At 32.8% G+C, this 14,902-nt stretch carries 14 protein-coding genes; 3 read left to right on the forward strand and 11 right to left on the reverse strand.

Annotation, left to right across the window (positions count from 1 at the left end; all coding sequences use genetic code 11):
• Positions 1 to 26: 26 nt before the first annotated feature.
• Together OO775_RS03935 and OO775_RS03940 are read right to left on the reverse strand one after the other, a co-directional pair.
• Positions 27 to 608, reverse strand: coding sequence for a hypothetical protein (locus OO775_RS03935; RefSeq protein WP_264845711.1), 582 nt, complete (start codon positions 606 to 608; stop codon positions 27 to 29).
• Between the two features lie 73 nt (positions 609 to 681).
• Positions 682 to 2,193 (reverse strand): GH3 auxin-responsive promoter family protein, encoded by a 1,512-nt coding sequence (locus OO775_RS03940; RefSeq protein ID WP_264845712.1) that lies wholly within the window; start codon positions 2,191 to 2,193, stop codon positions 682 to 684.
• 82 nt (positions 2,194 to 2,275) lie between these two features.
• Here OO775_RS03940 and OO775_RS03945 point away from each other — a divergent pair, with 82 nt between their 5' ends.
• Complete coding sequence (locus OO775_RS03945; RefSeq protein WP_264845713.1) at positions 2,276 to 3,043, forward strand: DUF2797 domain-containing protein; 768 nt, start codon at positions 2,276 to 2,278, stop codon at positions 3,041 to 3,043.
• A gap of 171 nt (positions 3,044 to 3,214) precedes the next feature.
• Here the strand turns inward: OO775_RS03945 and OO775_RS03950 are convergent, their stop codons facing one another.
• From OO775_RS03950 to OO775_RS03970, 5 genes are all read right to left on the reverse strand, one after another.
• On the reverse strand, positions 3,215 to 3,784 hold the full coding sequence (locus OO775_RS03950) for an outer membrane beta-barrel protein (protein ID WP_264845714.1): 570 nt from the start codon (positions 3,782 to 3,784) through the stop codon (positions 3,215 to 3,217).
• Between the two features lie 119 nt (positions 3,785 to 3,903).
• Positions 3,904 to 4,989, reverse strand: a complete 1,086-nt coding sequence (locus tag OO775_RS03955; protein ID WP_264845715.1) for an AMP-binding protein — start codon at positions 4,987 to 4,989, stop codon at positions 3,904 to 3,906.
• Between the two features lie 14 nt (positions 4,990 to 5,003).
• Positions 5,004 to 5,900, reverse strand: a complete 897-nt coding sequence (locus OO775_RS03960; RefSeq protein ID WP_264845716.1) for a CPBP family intramembrane glutamic endopeptidase — start codon at positions 5,898 to 5,900, stop codon at positions 5,004 to 5,006.
• Positions 5,901 to 6,272: 372 nt separating this feature from the next.
• Complete coding sequence (locus tag OO775_RS03965; protein ID WP_264845717.1) at positions 6,273 to 6,758, reverse strand: Lrp/AsnC family transcriptional regulator; 486 nt, start codon at positions 6,756 to 6,758, stop codon at positions 6,273 to 6,275.
• Between the two features lie 52 nt (positions 6,759 to 6,810).
• Positions 6,811 to 7,908: a M14 family zinc carboxypeptidase gene (locus OO775_RS03970; protein ID WP_264845718.1), complete on the reverse strand. Its 1,098-nt coding sequence runs from the start codon at positions 7,906 to 7,908 to the stop codon at positions 6,811 to 6,813.
• Positions 7,909 to 8,189: 281 nt separating this feature from the next.
• Here OO775_RS03970 and OO775_RS03975 point away from each other — a divergent pair, with 281 nt between their 5' ends.
• Positions 8,190 to 8,627: a helix-turn-helix domain-containing protein gene (locus OO775_RS03975; RefSeq protein WP_264845719.1), complete on the forward strand. Its 438-nt coding sequence runs from the start codon at positions 8,190 to 8,192 to the stop codon at positions 8,625 to 8,627.
• A 77-nt stretch (positions 8,628 to 8,704) separates the two neighbouring features.
• Entirely contained in the window at positions 8,705 to 9,499 is a 795-nt protein-coding gene (locus OO775_RS03980) for a TerC family protein (RefSeq protein WP_264845720.1), read from the forward strand.
• A gap of 63 nt (positions 9,500 to 9,562) precedes the next feature.
• Here the strand turns inward: OO775_RS03980 and panB are convergent, their stop codons facing one another.
• The 4 genes from panB to OO775_RS04000 all read right to left on the reverse strand — a co-directional run bounded on the left by panB (position 9,563) and on the right by OO775_RS04000 (position 14,863).
• Complete coding sequence (gene panB / locus OO775_RS03985) at positions 9,563 to 10,381, reverse strand: 3-methyl-2-oxobutanoate hydroxymethyltransferase (protein WP_264845721.1); 819 nt, start codon at positions 10,379 to 10,381, stop codon at positions 9,563 to 9,565.
• 43 nt (positions 10,382 to 10,424) lie between these two features.
• The gene (locus tag OO775_RS03990) at positions 10,425 to 12,587 is read right to left on the reverse strand and encodes a glycoside hydrolase family 32 protein (protein ID WP_264845722.1); all 2,163 of its coding nucleotides are present in this window, start codon (positions 12,585 to 12,587) and stop codon (positions 10,425 to 10,427) included.
• A 299-nt stretch (positions 12,588 to 12,886) separates the two neighbouring features.
• Positions 12,887 to 14,149, reverse strand: a complete 1,263-nt coding sequence (capB, locus tag OO775_RS03995; RefSeq protein ID WP_264845723.1) for a cysteate-C-fatty acyltransferase — start codon at positions 14,147 to 14,149, stop codon at positions 12,887 to 12,889.
• A 174-nt stretch (positions 14,150 to 14,323) separates the two neighbouring features.
• Positions 14,324 to 14,863 (reverse strand): GNAT family N-acetyltransferase, encoded by a 540-nt coding sequence (locus tag OO775_RS04000; RefSeq protein ID WP_264845724.1) that lies wholly within the window; start codon positions 14,861 to 14,863, stop codon positions 14,324 to 14,326.
• Positions 14,864 to 14,902: the final 39 nt, after the last annotated feature.

Genomic DNA, 14,902 nt, shown 5'->3' on the forward strand with positions numbered 1-14,902 from the left:
CTTTAAAAACATACCAAAACCAAAGATTATTTTTCAATGATTTCTTCTTTTTTCCAATCGTCAAAATTTAGTTTTCTATTCTCCAAAATTTGTTTCCAAAAAACTATATAAGGAATGGAATATTGATAACGAATACGAATAAATTTATCTTTTTTTGAATCATATTCTTCCTTTTCTCCTTTGATTATTAGTTTATGCTCTACTATTTTAATTCCACTTCCCCAAAAAATAGGCGTTACTAACTTGCCGTTTTTGCTTCTATCTTTATAAACAAAAAGTACTCGTAGTTTGTTTTTTTGGGCTTCTTTATTATCAAGACCTACTTCCATTTCATAATCTTCACATTGGCTACCAAAGGGGCCATATTCAAGAGTATAATATGCTTGTTCAGGTTTTATATTCGCGTCGGAAGAGCGAGTAACTACAAATGTGGAAGTAAAAATTCCTGTTTTAGAAGGTACAAAATATCCCTCAACAAGGCTAAGGTTACCATTATTATATTCTGCAATTAAATCTGCAATATCTGGTTTTATAGGGGAACAGGCACTTGCTTTGTCACTTATTAGCAGACAAAATATAAAACTTGTGATAAATAATAAATGTTTCATTTTTTCTGTTTTTTGATAATCAATGATAGGTATATCAAAATTTTATCAAAAACTATGCCTTTATTTATAAAACCTACTGCATACGTAGCAAAACTTCCAAAAAATCGCGACTATTGGACAAGCGAGGTACTTTGTGTTGTCCGCCCAATTTATTATTTTCTTTGAGCCAATCGTGGAAAAGATTGGTTCGAGCTATATGTATTTTAGGAAAAGCCAGTGTCATATCGTTATAGCGTTTAGCCTCGTAATCGGAGTTGAGTTTTTTGAGTTCATCATCAAGTACTTGTGTAAATAGATGAATATCAGTAGGTTTTTTAGAAAATTCGATAATCCATTCGTGTCCGCCTTTGCTTTTTCCTTCCATAAAAATAGGAGCCAATGTGTATTCAATAACAGAACTTTGGGTTTGCTCACAGGCTTTTTTGAGTGCTTGTTCAGTATTTTCGATAATCAATTCTTCTCCAAAAACATTGATAAAATGCTTGGTTCTTCCTGTAATTTTGATACGATAGGGGCGGGTAGAGGTAAAGCGAATTGTATCACCGATAAGGTAGCGCCATAGTCCAGCATTGGTTGAAATAACCATTGCATAATTCTTGCCTTGTTCAACTTCCCAAATGGGTATGACTTTCTGTTTATTCGTACCGAAAGTATCCATTGGGATAAATTCGTAGAAAATACCATAATCTAACATCAGCAGCATTTCATCGCTTGCATTTCTATCTTGAATGGCAAAAAAACCTTCCGAAGCATTATAAATTTCGTAGTATTGAAACGTATCGGAAGGAATAATTCGCTTATATTGTTCTTTGTAAGGAACAAAACTGACACCACCATGGAAATAAACTTCTAAGTTTTTCCAGAGCTCTAACAAATTATCTTTACCCGTAAGTTCCAATGCCTGATTTATCAAAACGAGCATCCACGAAGGTACACCAGCAAGGCTTGTAACATTCTCTTTTTGAGATTCTTCTATAATGGCTTTCATTTTTGTTTCCCATTCACTCATTAGAGAAACTTTGCTTGAAGGCGTACAACTATATTCTGCCCAAAAAGGCAAATTATCAATCAAAATGGCTGACAAATCGCCAAAAATAGTTCCATTTTCTTCGTATAATTCTTTACTTCCGCCCAAACGAAGGCTTTTCCCTTTGAAAAGATTTGAATTTTCGTTGTTATGCAAATAAAGACAGAGCATATCTTTGCCTGCTTTGTAATGGCAATGTTGTAAGGCTTCTTCACTCACAGGGATAAATTTGCTCTTAGCGTTGGTTGTTCCGCTACTTTTGGCAAACCATTTGATGGGCGTATTCCAAAATAGATTTTGTTCACCTTTTCGAGAGCGTTCAATAATCGTTTCCAAATCTTCATATCGAGAAATAGGAATGCGATTGGCAAAATCATCATAATGGCGAATGGTTGTAAAATCATATAATTTACCCAATTCGGTATTGTGTGCTGCTTCGAACAATTTGGCACAAACACGCTCTTGAACTTCGTGTGGGCGTTCTACAAATTCTTCTATTTGGTCAATTCTTTTTTTCAAAAACCAAGAAGCAATCGAATTTATTATGGTTAGTGGCATTTTTTTACTAATTTTACCGCTTAAAATTTGAGAGTGTAAAAATAATAAAAAAATTGATATGTTTGAAGGTGTTTTACAAAAAATGAAGACAGAATTTTCTGCTCCTGTGCAATATTATTTGATTTTGGGAGCCGATTTCTTGCACGTAAATACATTTTTACAAAAAAAAATATCGATACAACACATTGGTTATCAATGTATTTCGTGTGGAGAAGAAAAAGAAATTTTCAGACAAGGGTTTTGTAAAAAATGTTTTTTTGAATCTCCCTTAGTGGGCGATTGGATTATGAAACCCGAACTGAGCAAAGCTCATTTAGGCATTGAAGATAGAGATTTGGCTTACGAAAAACAAGCGCAATTGCAACCTCATATTGTATATTTGGCTAATTCGAGTAATGTAAAGGTAGGAGTTACTCGCAAGTCGCAAATTCCCACACGGTGGATTGATCAAGGTGCTCACGAGGCTTTACCTTTGGTTGAAGTTCCCAATAGATACTTGGCTGGCATTACTGAAGTGGCTTTTAAAAACTATATATCAGACAAAACAAACTGGCGTAAAATGCTAACCAATGATATACAGCTTGTTGATTTACAGCATATAAAACAACTTTTAAAACCACACTTGCCTAGCCTAGTAGCATCGTATTTTTTGGAAAATGAACCTAATATATATATAAACTTTCCGGTGCTTGTGTATCCGAAAAAAATCAGTAGTTTGAATTTGCAAAAAACACCTTTTTATCAAGGAACTTTGCAGGGAATAAAAGGGCAATACCTTATTTTTGCAGATGGAACGGTACTTAACATACGTGCTTACGAAGGTTTTAAGGTAAAAATGGAAATAATATAAAATCCTCTCCCCAGCCCTCTCCAAAGGAGAGAGGGCGCAGAATGGAAAGCTACACCCAACTTTTTAGGTACGGAATACGCACCGCAATTCCCCTCCTTCGGAGGGGTTAGGGGAGGAAAAACAAAAAAAGCTGTCAATTATGACAGCTTTTTTATAAAAAAGTATTTTTTTTTAGAAGAATACAGCAACTCCAATACCTACTCCCAAAGTACCTGTATTTAATTTAGCGTTACTATCGGCTTTGTTAGTGTAGTTTTTGTAGTCATACCCAACAGAGCCTGTAAGAGCAACCCCAGAGTTAACAAAGTAGGCAATCCCACCTTTTACTCCAAAAATAAGCCCACTACCTTTTTGAGAATCCTGACTTCCATTAGAAAAAGTTCCATAACCAACTCCAGCACCTACAAACGGAGCCAAATCACCTCCTAATGGGAAGAAATACGTAGCATTGGGCATAACAGCAAATTCATTTACAGCATCGGTGTTTTTTTTCTTTGTATTGGTATAAGACAAACCTAAACCAACAGCCAAGTTGTCAATTACAAAGTAATTCAAATTAGGAGTGAATTTGAATACATTAGTAGCACCCAAATCATTTGAAGAGCTACCATTTTTTACAGTTGTTGATGTAGATGTGTAAGAAAGACCTAAGTCAGCACCTGCCATCCAGCCACCTTTTTCGGTTTGTGCATAGGTAACTCCTGTAAGAGCTACTGCAACTAAAAACAAAAATTTTTTCATCTTTTTTTTAAATTTAATTTGTTAAATGATATTGCAAAGATACGAATAATTTTCAGACAACCAAATTTTTTAAATATTTTTTTGGGTTTTTAAGTAAAAATCATTGATATTCAGCATATTTAAGAAGTAATTACTGAGTTGGCAGTTTCTTCTCGCTTGGTTTTGCCCGTTTCGGTCAAAATGAATTTGGGTACGAAATACACGTTTTTAGGAATTTCGTAACGCAAAAGTTTTCTATCTTCTTGTAACTTTTCGAGCAAATTGGGGTATTTGTCTTCTTTGCCTTCTATCAGAAGAACTGCTTTTTGCCCTAATATTGGGTCATTTTCGTGCCAAATAAAATATCTGTTTTTGATATATCCTATAAGTTTTGTTTCAATATTTTCAGGGAAAATTTTAAATCCGCCGGAGTTTATAACATTATCATAGCGTCCTTTCCATTCAAACTCGGTTTCATCAATAAGTTCTACTACATCATTGGTAATAATAGGTTTATCACTTACTTTGAAACAGTTGATAACCAAGCAATTACGATTGTCTTGTTCAAAACTTACGTGAGGCATTGCCTTGTATGTTTTCTTTTCTTTCTTGCGATTATTGACCTTACGAATGGCGATATGTGATACGGTTTCTGTCATTCCGTAAGAGGCATATACCTGACAATCAACAGATTGTAGTTTCTCTTCTAAATCATTACTAATAGGCGAACCTCCTAAAATAAGTTTTTTGATACGATGTAATTCTTCAATCGATTTTGAGGCTTGCATAGGAGTCATTGCAACAAAATCGTATGATTTGTTAGTTAGTTTCATCGGAATAGAAGAAGGTTCTATAAAATCAATTTCTAACCCGAGAATAATGGCACGAACAATCATCATTCTTCCTGCAATAAACGAAGCTGGCAGACAACAGAGCGCTGTATTTCCTTCTTTGAGGTTAAGATATTTGCCAGTAGCTAAAGCCGAATTGACCATATGTTGTTTTTTTATCTGAACAGCCCTTGGAACTCCCGTAGTTCCTGAGGTGCTAATATCAATATAGTCTTTATTGTCCAGCCAACTGAGCAAAAAATTGCCTATTTGTTTCATATACGGATAACCTTCTTTAATATAGGTAATCCCAATAATACGTAGGCGGTCATAATCACAAGAAAATCCGTTGATTTTCAAAGCTGAGTTAATGGTTCTGTACGTTATTTTGTTCATAAAAAAAGTGTTTTTTAATTATTCCCTTGTGAAGAAAAGGTTATTTTGCCAAATAATTTTTCTTTCCAGTTAGTCCATTTGTATCTTTTAGCAAAAATAAATAAAGTCAGTAAAAAAACAGATAATGTAATGCAGATATAAGCAAAATTAAAATCAGGTTCTGAGACTTCTTTAAACAAAGACGGAGTTTGAATAACACTCCAATCAGAAGTAACTAAAAGTGCTGCAAAAATATTGTTTGATGCGTGCATACCCAAAGCCAATTCAAGCCCTTCGTCCATCAGGGTTACAATTCCAAAAATAAGCCCAATGACAATATACATACTCAAAAATCCGTAACCGATTTTTTCTACTTCAGGATTAGCAATGTGCATCAGTCCGAACATAACAGAGGTGAAAAGCAACGGAAACCATTTGTTTTGGCAAATAATTCCCAAGCCTTGTAGCAAGTATCCTCTGAAAAAATATTCTTCAAAACTTGTTTGCAACGGAAGTAGCAAAAAACAAATAATTACCAAAGAGAAAAAGGGGAGTGGCTTGAAGTTCCAAACAAAATCTTGCGGAGAAAACCTATACTGGATAAGTGTTATCGTAATTAGGAAAAATCCTAAAACACCAAAAGCAAAGAAAAATCGCTTGAAATCAATTTTTTTTCGACTTGTAGTTAAAGATGTAATTCGCTGATTATGAATAAGTTTTACAATTAAAAATAAAACAAATAAGAAAAAAGCAAATTGCGAAATCATTATAATTAAAAAAGGAATTTCGCCCGTTTTGGCAATAAGTTCTTTATAATCAATTTTGATAGTTAAACTTACTAAATAATTGAAAATTACCATTAAAAAAAACAATGAAGGAAAAAACCAATACATCCATTTTCTGCTTGAATTGCGTCCTTGTGCTATATACATTATTTAAAATAATTTTTTGGCAAAAATACAATTTTTTTGAAAAGAAAAAAACAGCTTTTTAAAAATTAAAAGATTAATATTTATCCGTAGTTATGAATAATTTACATTTCTAATTTGTCCTATAATTTATATTATGTAAAATAAAATTTTTATATTAATAAAACAAGACTATTTTTCACTTGCTAAAGTATTGATAAATAAAACTATTTTTTATTTTTGCTGATAATTGAAGCTACTGCATATGTTAGTAATAAACAAACAAGCGCAAACACAAGAATCATAACTGTTCCATTAGTATGGCTATACAAAGGCAAATTGTAAAAAATCATATCTTTTCTTAATTAGTATTTTTTGTTATTTATATAATTGTTGTTAGTCTTTCATTTCTTTGAAAACGGTATGCATCAGGCGTTTTGTGTCATTGATAATTTCTTCCAGTGAAATCATACTTTCTGTGCGTGTAACACCTTGTATATCATCTACTTGAAAAAGAATTTCTTTAGCGTGTTTGGTATCACGTGCGCGCACTTTGCAGAAAATATTATACACACCACTTATTACACTTGCTTCAGTTATGTACGGAATATTATACAAACGCTCCATCACAAATTGTGTTTGGTGATTTTTTTCAATGTAAATTCCTACGTACATAACAAAAGTATATTCAAGTTTCTGATAATCAATAGTTAATGTCGAACCTTGTATAATACCTGCTTCTTCCATCTTACGTACTCGAAGATGTACCGTTCCAGCCGAAATATCCAAAGCTTTGGCTATATCAGTGAACGGAGTTCTTGCATTCTCAATAAGCATATCAAGAATTTGATGGTCTGTTTCATCAAGTTTAAATCGTGCCATAATTTTTTTTAGCAAAGATAGTAAATAAATTAAAATAATTGTATTTTTTTTGCTAAAAAATAATAGTATCTTTTATTTTTTCTTCTATTATATGTAAAATATTATTTTTTATATTATCAAAATTATAAATATCTTCTTTGTAAATATCTGATAATAAAATAGTTAAATGCCCGTGTAAATTTTCAAGTTTTCCTTCGGAAAGAATTTGAGGAACAGCTACTAATTTTCCATCTTTTAGTACTTCTTGATAGAAAATGGCTAAATTTTCGTTCGGATTTGTATCATTTTTTATTAAAATATCGCAAAATAGCTTCTCGTTTTCAGGAATTTGAAAATAATTTGTATAATTTTCGGTGATAAATTCGTTATTTGCTATACATTCAATCGCCTTGTAAATAGCCATAGCTACATATTGCCGAGTTTGTTCTCGTTGATAATCATTCGGATAGTGTCCCGCTTCAAAAAGTATCGTGGGTACTTGCCTGGTTGTGAATTGATCTCCTGTGCAATTGATATTGAAACTATCATCAAAACGCCCAATTTGATTTGGAATAAATGCTTGCAAATACGAATTGACTACCGAAATAACTTGCATGCTTTTTCTTCGAGCCTCAGTAACGTGTCGTTGTAAATCGCCTGCGGGTGCTAAAAATGAAATAGTTGCTGGATTAGCTGTTTTTCCTGCACTAAAAATAGTTCGTTGATCGTGCATATTAAAACAAAAATCAGGTTCGATAGTATCAAATATCTGTCGTAAAAATTGACTTTCAGGTTGAGTTAAGTTTTGCGCATCACGATTCAAATCAACGCCATTGGCATTAACTCTTGTGTAATTTTTAGCTCCGTCAGGATTAAGGATAAGAATAATATATAAAGAACACTTATTCAATATATTAGGTATGGTTTCTTTAATAAAAAGTATAACATCTAACAAAGCCTTGGTAGTTGTACTTTCATTACCATGCATCTGTGACCAAATTAAGATTTTTGTAGCACCATTTCCTATTTTATATAAAGGAATTGGTAAACCTAAAACAGAGCTTCCCTCCTGCTCCATTTTCCAATGTTTATAATCAGCTAATAAAGGTGTTATTTTTTCCAAAGTTATGTATCGCCCCGTAATTCGAGTATCTTTTTTAAGAAATGACATAAGTTATAAATATTTTTACAAATGTAAATAATAATCAGGTTACAAATGTAAGCAATAAAGCGATTTACTTTTGTAATAAAATTGACAGCATTTTCCAATATCCCTAAAAATAAATAGATAATATATAAGATGTATAATAATAACAAATAACTTAAAATCAATATATTAAAATAAAAAAATGAGATAAAATAAAAGTGTATAAAATTGTAACTATAATATTGTGTAATTAAAAATAAAATATTACATTTGTAAAATATTGGTTGAATTAAATCTTGGTTACAATGGTAAACACAACAGCTTTTACAGAACGATTACTTAAAGTGATGAACTATTACGAATTAAGTGCCTCTGCTCTTGCAGATGAATTAGGAATACAGCGTTCAGGAATTTCACATTTGCTTTCGGAGCGAAACAAACCAAGTCTTGATTTTGTTTTGAAAATGAATGAAAAATTTCCAGAAGTAACAATCGAATGGCTTACACAAGGAAAAGGAAACTTCCCTCCTATTGATAGTGTAGATAGCTCTTTACAAAAAACTGAAAATAAGAATATTAAACAAGATACATTCGATTTATTTTCATATGCAACGCTTAATGAAAAAAACAAATTAGATATACTGAAAATTCTTGAAAAATCTGAAGAACATTTATCTAATAAAAAGATACAAAAAATAATTTTCTTTTATGATGATAATTCTTTTGAAATATATGAAAATTAGTTTTATATTTGCGTTTTATATTAGAAAAAATAATAAAAAATCTATGTTACAAATGTAAACTTTAAATTTAGACAATTATGATAGAATTTTTATCGACTCCCGAGGTTTGGGGCGCTTTAGTAACACTTACTTTCTTGGAAGTAGTTTTGGGGATAGACAATATTGTGTTTATTTCAATTGCAGCAAATAAATTGCCTGAAGAACAACGTAAAAAAGCTACCAATTGGGGATTGATTGGAGCTATGGTACAACGAATTATTTTATTATTTTTCGTTTCATTTCTCACAAGTCTTAAAGAGCCTCTTTTTCATATACGATGGGGTTGGCTTAACTCGTCTGTAAGTGGGCAAACAATAATTCTGTTTGTGGGTGGGTTATTTTTGTTGTACAAAAGCGTACACGAAATTCACACCAAAGTTGATGAAAAAGCAGAAGTGGCTAGCAATGAGGCTGTTAAGAAAATACATTCGCTCAGTGGAGCTATTACACAGATTATGATAATCGATTTTATTTTCTCAATAGATTCTATACTGACAGCTGTGGGTATGACCAATGGTATTTCTGAAAATCCGAATTATGCTCTTATTCTGATGATTACAGCGGTGGTTATTTCGATAGGAATTATGATGGCTTTTGCCAATCCGATACGCAATTTTATCAATGAACATCCTTCAATGCAGATATTGGGACTATCGTTTCTTATTTTGATCGGATTTATGCTGATTACCGAAGCGGCATACCTTTCTCATACGGTTGTTTTTGGAAATGAAATAGGTTCTATTCCCAAAGGTTATTTGTATTTTTCTATTGCGTTTTCACTTTTTGTAGAATTTGTTAATATGCGGATACAAAAAAATAAGAAAAAAGTTTAATTTTTTAAAACTAACAAAAAAGCGACTATTGTAATAATTAGTCGCTTTTTCTTTTAAAACTTCTTAAAAAGATTCTTTTTCACTGGGGAAATTACCTGATTTTATATCATCAATATAACATTGTACAGCGTTGAACATGATTTCGTTCAAGTCGGCATAGCGACGAACAAACTTAGGTTTAAAATCTATATTCATTCCGAAAAGGTCTTGAGCTACAAGTACTTGTCCATCTACTTGATTTCCTGCACCAATACCTATGATAGGAATATGAGCATTTTGAGCAACTTCTTGAGCAAGTTTTGAAGGAATTTTTTCTAAAACAATAGAAAAACAACCTAAATCTTCTAATAATTTAGCATCTTTTTTGAGTTTTTCCGCTTCAGCTTCTTCTTTGGCTCGTAATCCATATCCTCCAAATTTATTGATAGATTGAGGAGTTAGTCCCAAATGTCCCATAACAGGAATTCCAGCATTTAAAATTTTCTGAATACTTTCTTCAATTTCCTCACCTCCTTCCAATTTTAGTGCGTGAGCTCCTGTTTCTTTCATTACTCTTACAGCCGAATGTAAAGCTTGCAAAGGGTCTGATTGATAAGTTCCAAAAGGTAAATCAACAACAATCAATGCTCTTTCTGCCGCACGAACAACTGAAGCTCCGTGGTAAATCATCATATCAAGTGTAATAGGTAGTGTGGTTTCGTACCCTGCCATTACGTTAGCAGCAGAATCTCCTACCAAAATAATATCAATTCCTGCTTTATCTACAATTTTTGCCATCGAATAATCATATGAAGTAAGCATTGAAATTTTGTTACCTAATTTTTTCATTTCTAACAAAGTAGATGTTGTTATTTGTTTTAAATCTTTCTTTGATATAGACATTTTTTATTTTTTATAAGTCAAGTGCAAATATACAGAAAATATTTTATCGACTGAGTTTATAAATAAAACCTTTACTTATTTGGATTTGCCCTTCATTAGTTTGAAAGGAAAGTAAATTGTAAGGTTCGGTGGGAAAAACAAGATTGGTAAGACTTATTTCCCCATCATTTATAAATAATTCGGTTGAAGCAATATCAACGAAGAGACGAATTTTATAAGTTATCTTTTGTTTGATGGGCGCTTCGATAGGTTCTGTAAAAGAATCTTTAAGATTACCTCCGCTTTGACTTCTATCAATTAAAAGTTTTTGAGTATCCAAATTAAATTGTACGCTAATTTGTTCCGAATGTTTGTTAGCCAAAACAAATCCGAAAATACGAGCTTGTTCAGTAGGAGTTATAGAAAATTCGATTTCATAAGAAGCCCCTTGACTATTTATTATTGTTTGTTGTATATTGATAATTTCCATATCTTGCAAAGGAGAAACTTCTTGACGAAATAAAGTAACTTCTTGGGTAGGTGCATTTTGCAAAAATAATTGTTCCTCAACGCTTGCCAATGATAAATTACGAGGCAGAGTCATTACTCCTCGAAAATGTTTGGTAGGAATAAAGTACTCATATTGCTCATTACTCAGCCAGCCAGTAAGTAATTTTTCTCCATTTTTTGAAGGTATATTCCACGTGGTAGCTGCATAGTTATCTTTCCCATAATCAAGTAGTTGCGGATATGACGAATTGTCGGGTGTGAAGGTTTTTCCGTCAAAATTCCCAATAAAATATAGTGTACTATTCTTTTCTTTTTCACCGACAAGTAAAACCCATTTATTTTTACCTTTGTAAGGCAATGGAAACAAATCAGGATACTGCCAATGATGTGTCGTATTTTGTTTGAATTCACCTAATTTATTCCATTTTTTCAGATTTTTAGACCCATAGAAATCAATGTTTTGTAAGGAAGCTGCAACCATAATCCACTGCTTGGTAGGTTCATACCAAAAAATCTTTAATCCATCGAAACTTGCTGTATTTTTATCAATCAAAATCGGATTTTTGGTATATTTGGCAAAGGTACAACCGTCAAGGCTATATGCAATAGATAACGTTTGTTGTTCTTCGCCAACTGTATAAATAGCAATCAGAGCTTCTTTACCAAATCCAGCTGTATTATTTTTATCAGAGACAATACTTGCAGAGGTAATCGCTCCCAATTTGTCAGGACTCATAGCAATAGGCATATATTTCCAGTCGATAAAATCTGAACTAATAGCGTGTCCTAAATGCCCATTTCCTAAAACAGATGCATATGGATTATACTGAAAAAATAAATGATAATTCTCTTTGTAAAAAATTCCGATAGGTTTGTTCATATATCCGTAATAAGGCGAAAAATGAAACGATGGCCTGTATTTTTCGTAATAATTAAAGTCAAATGTATCGGCTTGTTGTATTTGAGAAAAACCAATATCTGATTTTTCGATATAACTAAATGCAATCGCAATGGTTTGATTTTCAAATTTTTCAACGGAAATAGGCACCCAATAATCAATTTTTGTTTTAGCAAGGCGAATATGTATTGGTTCTTCTTTATTTTGTTGATTTGTCATAAGTTGAATCAAAATTTCGGGAGCTTCTTCTTCGATAGGAAGTAATAAGTATTTTTTTGAAATGTCAAAATACATAAAATAATTTGTCATTTCCACATTTTTAGGTAAATTATTTTGCTCAATTTGGTCGATGAGTAGATATCCCCACTCCCCTTTTTGGTTATCAACAATACGAAGTGACGCCGTTTGGTTACGATAAGGCTTAATATTCCACGTGTGCCATTGTAAGGTCTCACTATTGATAGTAGGGCTTGATTTGTAAATAGTTTTCCCGTTGATAATTAGTTCAATATACATTTCTTTTGAAACACCTCCGCCAATTAGAAAGTTCAAATAATCACGTTTCAAAACAAATTCTTTGGAATAAAGTATTCCTTGTAGGTCTTGATTTTGATAACTACTAACGAGATAGTTACCTTCAAATCCTTGTATATTGGGTGATATATCAGTCGATTTAGCTGGCTTTTGAGAGAAAGCATTTCCTGAAATAGTCCATTTGTCAAAGTTTCCTAATTCAAAATCGTCTATACTGATAGATTCAGAAGATGAAGAGCAACTAACAATTAAAATTAAAAATCCGTAAATTATTTTTTTGTACATTGTAAATTCTCTTTTAACAAAAATCAAAAATAGAAAGCAAATATACAAATAAAAATATAAGTGTTTTATGTTTTCAATTAGGAAATCTTCTATTACTAAAAATTCATTTTTATAGAAGTTAAAGTATTTTTTGTAAAATACAAAATTAAAGAAAAAATATAAGGACTATTTTATGAAATAGCCCCTATTAAAATTTTATTATTTACAAGAATTTACGTAATCTTGAACAATCTGAATCTAATGCTTAAGCAAAATAAATTTTTCATTTTTATTAAAATCGTTACTAAACAATCCAAAAATTACATATGCCCCATTTGCTGAGCAAGTTCCGCATTTTGCTCACGATACTGACCGTTTTCCAATTTGCTTCGGATAGCAGAAAAAGCCTCCAAGGTTTCTTCGATGTCCTTCATCGTGTGCGATGCAGTCGGAATCATACGTAGCAGAATCATCCCTTTCGGAATTACGGGATACACTACGATAGAAAGGAAAATACGGTAGTTCTCGCGTAGGTCATTTACCATTGCCATTGCTTCCGGAATGCTTCCCTCTAAGAAAACAGGCGTTACACAAGTGTTCGTATTACCAATGTTGAACCCTCGGGATTTCAAGCCGTTTTGCAGGGCGTTCACATTGTCCCAAAGTTTTTGTTTCAGCTCGGGCATTGTGCGTAACATTTCCAAACGTTTTAATGCTCCCTTCACATAAATCATCGGTAAGGCTTTGGCGAACATCTGCGAACGCAAATTGTACTTCAAATAGTCGATAATTTCCTTGTCTCCGGAAACAAAAGCACCAATTCCAGCCATTGATTTGGCAAAAGTAGAGAAATAAACATCAATTTTGTCCTGAACACCTTGTTCTTCACCTGCTCCAGCACCCGTTTTGCCAAGTGTACCGAATCCGTGAGCATCATCTACCAAAATTCGGAAACCATATTTCTCTTTGTGAGCCAAAATTTCCTTCAAAATACCTTGTTGTCCACGCATTCCGAACACCCCTTCGGTAATTACCAGAATTCCTCCGCCCGTAGCATCGGCAATCTTCTTAGCACGTTCGATGTTTTTCAAGAAACTCTCTTCGTCGTTATGCTTATACGTAAAACGCTTACCAAAATGCAATCGAACCCCGTCGATAATACATCCGTGTGAGTCCACATCATAGACGATTACGTCATTCTTGGTTACTAACGCATCGATGATAGAAACCATTCCTTGATACCCGAAGTTTAACAGATACGCAGCTTCTTTTTGTGAGAATTCAGCCAATTTTCTTTCCAACTCTTCGTGCATCGAAGTGTGTCCACTCATCATTCTGGCTCCCATCGGGTACGCCGCTCCGTATTCAGCGGCTGCTTCTGCATCTACCTTACGGATTTCTGGGTGATTTGCCAACCCAAGATAGTCATTGATGCTCCAGTTGAGGATTTCTTTGCCCTGAAACTTCATTCGTGGTCCCAGTTCGCCCTCTAATTTTGGGAATACGTAATATCCCTCAGCATGAGATGCCCAACGCCCGATATTTCCTTTATTCTCTCTGATTCTTTCAAATAAATCTGTCATCGTTTTTGTTTATTTTTAATATTATTGTATTAATTCTTTTGTATTTGTTTCTATAAAATAAAGTGTTTTTAAAAATTAATTTCAGAAAATTTGTATTTTTATTGTATAATCTATGAATTCACATAGGGTAAATAGTTATTTTCCCCAACATTGATAGAATTATATTTCTTCTATTTATGTATTCCAATAAACTATATCTCCCAAAACTTTATGAAAAGCCTTTCGTTGTGAATTTCTTTGATAAATGATACCACAATATGTATATCCCAGTTTATCAAGAATTCGAAGCATTGGCAAATTATCGAAATTGGTATCAATACGTATATTATGAATGCCTTTTTCTTTTACAAGTAATTCGGCTATAGTTAATAACATCTTACCCACTCCTTTTCCTTTTGCATTTTTGGATACTGCCATACGATGTACGGTAGCATAAGGTTGTTCGTTTAGCCAATAGCCATCTAAAAAAGCATATGGAGGTTCTTTTATATCCATTATAATAGCCATGTATCCTAAAATTTCTGAATTGGTAGGTGATGTTAATACATAGCCGTATCCATTGAGTATATCTTGTTCAATGGTTTCTTTGCTTGGATATCCGTCTTGCCATTGGTCGCTTCCTTCTTGTTTTCTGGTTTCTTTGGCAAAGAGAATAATATCCCATATGGTATCGAAGTCTTGTATTTTGGCTTTTTGTATATCGTATCTAAACATAGGCTACTATGTAGTATTGGGTAAATTTAGCAAAAAAAC

The sequence above is a fragment of the Capnocytophaga catalasegens genome (assembly GCF_026005215.1).
Classification (GTDB): Bacteria; Bacteroidota; Bacteroidia; order Flavobacteriales; family Flavobacteriaceae; genus Capnocytophaga; species Capnocytophaga catalasegens.

What these genes read in the sequence shown, in the direction of transcription:
- OO775_RS03935 (WP_264845711.1), bottom strand. Translation starts at nt 608, where the DNA reads ATGAAACATTTATTATTTATCACAAGTTTTATATTTTGTCTGCTAATA.
- OO775_RS03940 (WP_264845712.1), bottom strand. Translation starts at nt 2,193, where the DNA reads ATGCCACTAACCATAATAAATTCGATTGCTTCTTGGTTTTTGAAAAAA.
- OO775_RS03945 (WP_264845713.1), top strand. Translation starts at nt 2,276, where the DNA reads ATGAAGACAGAATTTTCTGCTCCTGTGCAATATTATTTGATTTTGGGA.
- OO775_RS03950 (WP_264845714.1), bottom strand. Translation starts at nt 3,784, where the DNA reads ATGAAAAAATTTTTGTTTTTAGTTGCAGTAGCTCTTACAGGAGTTACC.
- OO775_RS03955 (WP_264845715.1), bottom strand. Translation starts at nt 4,989, where the DNA reads ATGAACAAAATAACGTACAGAACCATTAACTCAGCTTTGAAAATCAAC.
- OO775_RS03960 (WP_264845716.1), bottom strand. Translation starts at nt 5,900, where the DNA reads ATGTATATAGCACAAGGACGCAATTCAAGCAGAAAATGGATGTATTGG.
- OO775_RS03965 (WP_264845717.1), bottom strand. Translation starts at nt 6,758, where the DNA reads ATGGCACGATTTAAACTTGATGAAACAGACCATCAAATTCTTGATATG.
- OO775_RS03970 (WP_264845718.1), bottom strand. Translation starts at nt 7,908, where the DNA reads ATGTCATTTCTTAAAAAAGATACTCGAATTACGGGGCGATACATAACT.
- OO775_RS03975 (WP_264845719.1), top strand. Translation starts at nt 8,190, where the DNA reads ATGGTAAACACAACAGCTTTTACAGAACGATTACTTAAAGTGATGAAC.
- OO775_RS03980 (WP_264845720.1), top strand. Translation starts at nt 8,705, where the DNA reads ATGATAGAATTTTTATCGACTCCCGAGGTTTGGGGCGCTTTAGTAACA.
- panB (WP_264845721.1), bottom strand. Translation starts at nt 10,381, where the DNA reads ATGTCTATATCAAAGAAAGATTTAAAACAAATAACAACATCTACTTTG.
- OO775_RS03990 (WP_264845722.1), bottom strand. Translation starts at nt 12,587, where the DNA reads ATGTACAAAAAAATAATTTACGGATTTTTAATTTTAATTGTTAGTTGC.
- capB (WP_264845723.1), bottom strand. Translation starts at nt 14,149, where the DNA reads ATGACAGATTTATTTGAAAGAATCAGAGAGAATAAAGGAAATATCGGG.
- OO775_RS04000 (WP_264845724.1), bottom strand. Translation starts at nt 14,863, where the DNA reads ATGTTTAGATACGATATACAAAAAGCCAAAATACAAGACTTCGATACC.